General features: G+C 70.8%; 7 protein-coding genes. 2 read left to right on the top strand and 5 right to left on the bottom strand.

The genetic code is table 11. The annotated features are described in order from the left end of the window. A partial coding sequence (locus tag IEZ31_RS28650) for a FadR/GntR family transcriptional regulator (RefSeq protein ID WP_190253101.1) occupies positions 1-426 on the top strand: 426 nt, incomplete at its 5' end. Positions 427-594: 168 nt separating this feature from the next. Beyond that, a complete protein-coding gene (locus IEZ31_RS28645; protein WP_190253100.1) occupies positions 595-2,343 on the top strand; it encodes an exo-alpha-sialidase in 1,749 nt (582 codons plus the stop codon). Positions 2,344-2,460: 117 nt separating this feature from the next. Here IEZ31_RS28645 and IEZ31_RS28640 read toward each other — a convergent pair whose 3' ends face one another. From IEZ31_RS28640 to IEZ31_RS28625, 5 genes are all read right to left on the bottom strand, one after another. After that, on the bottom strand, positions 2,461-3,654 hold the full coding sequence (locus IEZ31_RS28640; RefSeq protein ID WP_190253099.1) for a hypothetical protein: 1,194 nt from the start codon (positions 3,652-3,654) through the stop codon (positions 2,461-2,463). A gap of 55 nt (positions 3,655-3,709) precedes the next feature. Further along, positions 3,710-4,399 carry a DUF998 domain-containing protein gene (locus IEZ31_RS28635; RefSeq protein WP_190253098.1) on the bottom strand — a complete coding sequence of 230 codons (690 nt, stop codon included), beginning with the start codon at positions 4,397-4,399 and terminating at the stop codon, positions 3,710-3,712. Then, positions 4,399-4,524 (bottom strand): hypothetical protein, encoded by a 126-nt coding sequence (locus IEZ31_RS58280; RefSeq protein WP_268241695.1) that lies wholly within the window; start codon positions 4,522-4,524, stop codon positions 4,399-4,401. Before IEZ31_RS58280 ends, IEZ31_RS28635 begins: the two co-directional genes overlap by 1 nt. After that, a complete protein-coding gene (locus IEZ31_RS28630; RefSeq protein WP_190253097.1) occupies positions 4,521-4,928 on the bottom strand; it encodes an ArsR/SmtB family transcription factor in 408 nt (135 codons plus the stop codon). The genes IEZ31_RS58280 and IEZ31_RS28630 overlap by 4 nt, the downstream gene beginning before the upstream one ends. Positions 4,929-4,989: 61 nt before the next feature. Further along, positions 4,990-6,243 (bottom strand): MFS transporter, encoded by a 1,254-nt coding sequence (locus IEZ31_RS28625; protein ID WP_229835929.1) that lies wholly within the window; start codon positions 6,241-6,243, stop codon positions 4,990-4,992. Between the last annotated feature and the right edge of the window lie 115 nt (positions 6,244-6,358).

Below are 6,358 nucleotides of genomic sequence, written 5' to 3'. Positions count from 1 at the left end.
GACGTCCGGGCCCTGCTCGACCTCGTCGAGGTGCGCCAACTGTTCGAAGAAGGCATGGCCGCACGGATCATCGAGCGGCTGGACTCCGAGCAGCTCGCCAGCCTCGAGCACCTCGTCGGCGAGCTCGAGCGGTGCTCGGCCGACGGCGAGTCCTTCATCGAAGCCGACCGCGCGTTCCACAACCTGCTCATGCAGCAGCTCGGCAACCAGCTCGTCAGCCAGCTCACCGCGGCGTTCTGGGACGTCTACGCGATCGTGGCGCCACATCTCGGCCTGACCAACCCGGAGGAGGAGGCCGACACGGTTGCGGCACACCGCGCCATGGTGAAGGCCGCCCGTGACCGTGACATCGACGCGTTCGCCGCCGCCGTGGTGGCCCACTACGCGCCGGTACGCCGCCGGATCGCCGCCGCAAGCCGGCGCTGAGCGCCGCCGGCACGCACGACCCCTGACCTGATCAGGCGTTCGCACACCGGACGCCCGATCAGGCATGCGCATCTCTTGACGCTCCACGGGCATCGATCTACGGTCATCAGACATCTCATGTCCGATGATTTCGGCGTGCCGGTCATCGCATCCCCCGAAGGAGCCGATGTGACCCCCCGAAAATGCCTGATCCGAGCCATGGCGGTGACGGCGGCGCTCGCCCTGGCCACCGCCCTGCCGGCCGCACCCGCCCAGGCCGCCGCGCCCACCGGCGTCATGGCCGTCGCCGGCGCCGACTGCACCACCAGCCGCCTGACGCTGACCCTCGTCAACGACAGCACCGCCGCCCAGACCTACACCGTCACCTGGCCGGGCCGGTCCGGCTCGCCGTGGATCCGCACAGTCCCGGCGGGCGGAACGTCGCTGCACTACTGGACCCTCTCCCCCGGCACGGCGTACAACCTGCGCACCACCACACCGACGGGGCTGGACACCACCACGGCGGGCCTCTTCCACTGCGGCACCGGCATGTCGGCGCTGACCAGCATGGACTGCACCGCAGGCAGGCTGCAGCTCGCCCTCGAGAACCGGACCACCACGGCGAAGACGTTCACCACCACGTGGCCCGGCCGGACCGGATCCCCGTGGACCACCGACGTGGCCGCGGGCGGCAACGCCCTGCTCTACTGGACCGTCCCGTCCGGCACGCCGTACACGTTGCGGACCACCGCGACCGGGTTCGACCTGACCAACCAGGGCACCGCCACCTGCGGGCTGGGTGCCGGCGCCCCGCAGATGAACGCGGTGACAGTACTGACGACCCAGAGCGTCATCCGCGGGCTCAACGGGCCGAACGGTCCCTACGACGGCACCGTGGCGTCGGTGCGGATCCCCGGCATGGCCGTGACGAACAACGGCACCGTCATCGCCGTCGCGGACGCACGGGTGAACGGCAGCTACGACCTCGGCGGCGGAGACAACAACATCCAGATCGCCATGATGCGCAGCACGAACGGAGGGCTCACCTTCGAGCAGCCTCGCATCATTCACCACGCGCCGTCGCTCGGCGCGGGCGTCGGCGATCCGAGCGTGCTCGTCGACCGCAGCACCGGCGTCGTGTACTGCTTCTACACGTACTCCCCACGGGCCGGCATCAGCTACTGGGCGGCCGGCTCCGGCACCAACACCGCCGACGACCCGAACAGCCTGCACCTGCAGTACATCAAGAGCACCGACCACGGAGCGACGTGGAGCGCGCCGGTCGAGCTCAACCCGCAGGTGAAGGACCCGGCATGGAAGCAGGTGTTCTTCTCCTCCGGCCACGGCATCCAGACCAGCTCCGGCCGCCTGGTCCAGCCGATCTCGTACCGTGACGCCAACGGCGTCAGCAACGCCGGCAACGTGTACAGCGACGACCACGGCGTGACCTGGCGGCGCGGCGGATCCGCCGGCGCGAACATCAACGAGAGCAAGGCGGTCGAGCGCAGCAGCGGCGCCGTGGTGCAGAACATGCGCCACGACTCCGTCCGGAGCCGCTACTACTCGACGTCCACCGACGGCGGCGCCACGTTCGGCGCCGCGACCGCGAGCAGCCTGCTGCCCGACCCCGGCTGCAACGCCGACGAGATGAGCTACCTGCGTCCCGCCGACGTCGGGACGAACGGTGCTCCGACGCGGACCGGCACCGTCCTGTTCAGCAACAATGCCAGCTCGAGCAGCCGCAACAACCTCACCGTGCGGCTGTCCACCGACAACGGGGCCAGCTGGCCGGCCCGCGCACTGCTCAAGCCGGGCGCCGCCGGCTACTCCACGATGGCCGTACTGGCCAACGGCCAGGTCGCCGACCTGTACGAGATCGGCAACTCCGGCGGCATCGTCTTCACCCGGTTCGCCCTGGACTGGGTGCGAGGCGCCTGACCCGTCCGGCGCCGGCGGTGGGTGCGTCCACATCGGACGCACCCACCGCGCTCGGCGCCCGGGTGACCGCCCTTCGGTCCCTGCGCGCCGGGCCCGAACAGCGTCGCGGCACGCGGGTCAGCGCCATTCGACGAAGACAGCGGCGTCCCCCACGACGGAGAACTCGCCGGTCCGTGCCACCTTGTTCGGCGTGGCGCCCGGCCTGGTCGCGGTGATCCAGTATTCGCGTTCGGTCCCGGCCGCGCTGAGGAACACGACCTGCCCGCCGTCCGGGGAGATCACCATGCCGATGTTGCTCCGGTTGTTGTCGGGGAGGATGGGTTGCCTCGCCGTGTTCTTCGGGCCGTCGACGGCGACCGCCGCCAGGTTCCCGTCGAGGCCGACCGGGCACAGCAGGGTGTTGTCGTCGAGCCAGCCCACGGCCCCAGCGCAGCCGTTGTCCGCGACCTTCGGGGTGGCGTCCGTGAGCGCCGCGGTGCCGGACGGCACCGCGAACACGTCGTCTTCGTTGTTGTCCGCCGGCGCCCAGCCGCTGTAGCGCCTCCCGTCGGGTGAGACCACGACGTTGTACGCGACCAGGGCGTGGACCGGGTCGCCGGCCAGGAACAGCGGAAGGTCGGGCACCTCGCCGGTGCTCCGTTGCGTCAGCTGGTGGTCGGCGCCCGTCGACCGGCTGCCGACCTTCCACGTGCCGTCCGCGCGGTAGCTGAACCAGACGTCCGCCCCGTCCGGGCTGAGGACCGCGCGCTGCTCCCTGGGCGTGGAACCGAAGCCGGTGTCAGTCGCGGTGAGGTCGGTGAGCTTACCGCTCCGGTCGACGTAGCCGACGTGGCTGGCGCCGCTGTTCCCGTCCCGGATGACCACGGCCATCTTGGTGAAGTTCCGGTCGAACAGCGACCGGACCAGCCGCACGGACGCCGCGCGGTCCTCACCGTCTCGCGTGCTCCGGCTCAGCGGTCCCCCCGGGTCGGACGTACACAGTGCGACCAGACCCGAGCGGACCTTCGGGCTGGCGTCGGCCTGCTGCTCGGTGGCCAGAACACCGGCCGGAACCGGGAACTCCGCCGTCGACTCGTGCTTCCAGGTCTTCGGGTCCCAGCCGTCCACCGACACCAGCCAGCCACCGTTCGCGCCGGCCGAGCAGACGGCCGTGACCAGCAGGTTCCGGTCCCGGAACCCGGCACCCGGACCGTCGGCGGCCGTCGATCCGCTACCGGCGTCGGCTCCCGGTGCGCCATCGTCGTCCGATGAGCCGCAGGCTGCCAGGGCACCCACCAGCAGCGACGCGCTCAGGACCGCGAGGACCCGCATACGGCATCCATCCTCCACTGTAGAGACCCGCTCGCGCCGGTGGTTTCGCTCGGTTTCACGCTGCCCGTTGGGGGCGATGGTGCGCGGCGAGCAGCGCCGCCCATGCCAGGGCGAGCGCGATCGCCAGGGCGAAGGCGACGTTGGCGGGGCGCGAGCCCTGCAGGGTGAAGAGCAGGCTCCAGGTGGCGAGGAACGCCGCGCCGGTCACGCCGCTGAAGGCCGCCCAACCGGCACGGCCGGCCGCGGCGAACCGCCGGGCGAAGACGAAACACGCGGCGATGAGCGCGAGGAAGGCGATGCCGGCGACCAGGAGGTGCACCGCCGCGTGCCAGCTCATCGTGGTGGGAGTGCCCTTCGGGGTGCCCGGCGGGAAGCCGTCGGCGGGGTCGGCGGAGAACGCGGCCGCGCCCAGCATGCCGGCGCCGAAGACACCGATCAACCGTGGTCCCCACGTAGCTCCCGGACCCGCCGCCGGGCCGAGGACCCGGTGCAGCCCGATCGCACCCGCCACGAACAGCAGGCCGCTGACCACGAAGTTCGCGATCTGGATCCATCCCTGGTCGCCGTTGCTCAGCATGCTGGCCGGGTGCCGGCTGATGTCGAATCCCTCCCTGGCGAGCATCTGCGAGACGACCACGACGATGTAGAGCGGCCCGGCGACAACGCCGCAGGCCAGCAGCGTTCTCGCCGACCCGGTGGCCGCCGCGGGCGGTGCGCCGGCGGCGCCGGTGACGTCGTGGGTCATCAGACGTCCTCGATCGGGGCGTCGTAGACCCGGCGCAGCAACACCGACCGCCCCGCACCGGTGGCAACAGCCTGATCGCCTATCTCTCGTTGGGTGGCGTTGATCTGGTTGACGATGTCGATCACGTGTCCTCCTCGCTGACGGACTCGGTCCCCTGATAACGAGCCGGTGTCCCGGCAGTGCTTGCATCGTTGTCGGGCTGTTCGCGGCGTTCGCGTCTGCCACGGACGAGTTCGGTGGCCAAGGCGTCCAGGCGCTGGCTCCAGAACTGCCGGAACCGCTCCAGCCAGATGTCGATCTCCTGCAGAGGTGCCGCCTCCACCGCGTAGAGACGCCGCGTGCCGTCCGGACGGACGGTGACGAAACCCGACTCCCGCAGCACTCGCAGGTGCTGTGACACCGCGGGTGGCGAGATGCCGAACTCGGCCTGGACGACCTCGCTGACGGCCCCGGCGGCCTGCTCGCCGTCGGCGAGCAGCTCCAGTATTCGGCGCCGCACCGGGTCGCCGAGGATGTCGAACGCGTGCACCCGGGAACTATGTCAGTATCGACTTAATTAAGTCAAGTCTTAAATAAGCGGACCTCGTCGGCTACCTGGCCCGCAACCGCGGCTCGAGCGCACGGCCTGGCACGGCTTCGGGACCCCGGCGGCGGGGCAGCAGCAGCGGGCTGGCGAGGATGAACAGTCCCGCGACGGTGATGGCCGTGCGTGGGCTCGTGGCTTCGGCGAGCAGTCCGCCGAGCGCGCCGAGGATGGCGATGGCCGCGCTGCTGCTGATCGACCAGGCCGACAGGGTACGGGCGATGCGGTCTTCGGTGGTGTGTTCCAGCCGATAGGTCGCGAGCACCGGGTTGTACAGGCTCATGCCGATGATGATCGCGAGTTCGACCGCGATCACGGTCGCGAGGCCGGCGATGCCGGGCTGGACGAAGGCGAGGCCGATCAGCCAGATCGCGCGCAGCGTGCCGACGGTACGCAGGACGCGGTGCTGGCCGTACCGGGCCACGACGCGGCGGGCCAGGCGTGAGCCGATGAGTCCGCCGACGCAGGGCGCGGCGAAGGCGAGGCCGTACTGCCAGGGTGGGAAGTCCAGTTCGCTGAGCAGCAGCACGGCCAGCAGCGGCTCGGTGGCCATGATGAGTCCGCTGACGAGTAGTTGGTTGAGGTAGAGCGCCCGCAGGCCGGGATGGGTCAGGAGGTGTCGCCAGCCGTCGAGCAGCTCGCCGGCCCTGACCCGGGGCCTGCCGGCGCGCTGCGGGTGTGCTTCGCGGCCGCGGATCGCGGTGATGCCGAGCGCGGAGAGCAGGTAGCTGAGCCCGTCGGCCACGATGGGGGCGACCGGCCCGAACAGGCCGACCGCCGCGCCGCCCAGCGGCGGCCCGACCGCGACGGAGCTCCACGTCGTCGACTCGAACCGCGCGTTGGCCACGAGCAGGTCATCGGGACGGACGGTGGCCTTGAGGTAGGCGCCGCCGGCGGCGTTGAACGCGATCTTGGCAGCGGCGACCACGGCCGAGACGACGAGCAGCTGGACGAAGGTGAGCCGGCCGAAGGCGTAGGCGATGGGGATGGTCAGGATGACCGCGAACCGGGCCAGGTCCATCGCGATCATCACCGGCCGCTTGCGGTGGAACTCCACGAACGGCCCGAGCGGCAACGCGACGAGTGCGCCCACCGCCGGCCCCGCCGCGGCGAGCGCGGACACCTGAGCGGGGGTGGCGTGCAGCACCAGCACTGCGATCAGCGGCAGGGCACCGAATCCCAGCCCGGAGCCGTAGGCGCTGACCGCGTACGCCGCCCACAGCCATCCGAACTGCCGGCCCAGGGATCGTCTCGCCGCCAAGCCCCACACCTCCCCCTTCGAACAACGCGTCGTTGACCGCTGTGATCAGAGCAAGGCGGGAAAGGGCGGATCAAACAACCGCACCGGCGGCGAGCCACAACCAAATGTTGTGAGA

Source organism: Dactylosporangium sucinum (assembly GCF_014647515.1).
GTDB classification, from domain to species: Bacteria; Actinomycetota; Actinomycetes; order Mycobacteriales; family Micromonosporaceae; genus Dactylosporangium; species Dactylosporangium sucinum.
The sequence above is the reverse complement of the archived record's forward strand: the minus strand, read 5'-3'. Positions and strand labels throughout refer to the sequence as shown.

Bases quoted from the DNA above. Each gene is read 5' to 3' on its own strand.
- IEZ31_RS28640 (WP_190253099.1), bottom strand. From the start codon at position 3,654: ATGCGGGTCCTCGCGGTCCTGAGCGCGTCGCTGCTGGTGGGTGCCCTG.
- IEZ31_RS28635 (WP_190253098.1), bottom strand. From the start codon at position 4,399: ATGACCCACGACGTCACCGGCGCCGCCGGCGCACCGCCCGCGGCGGCC.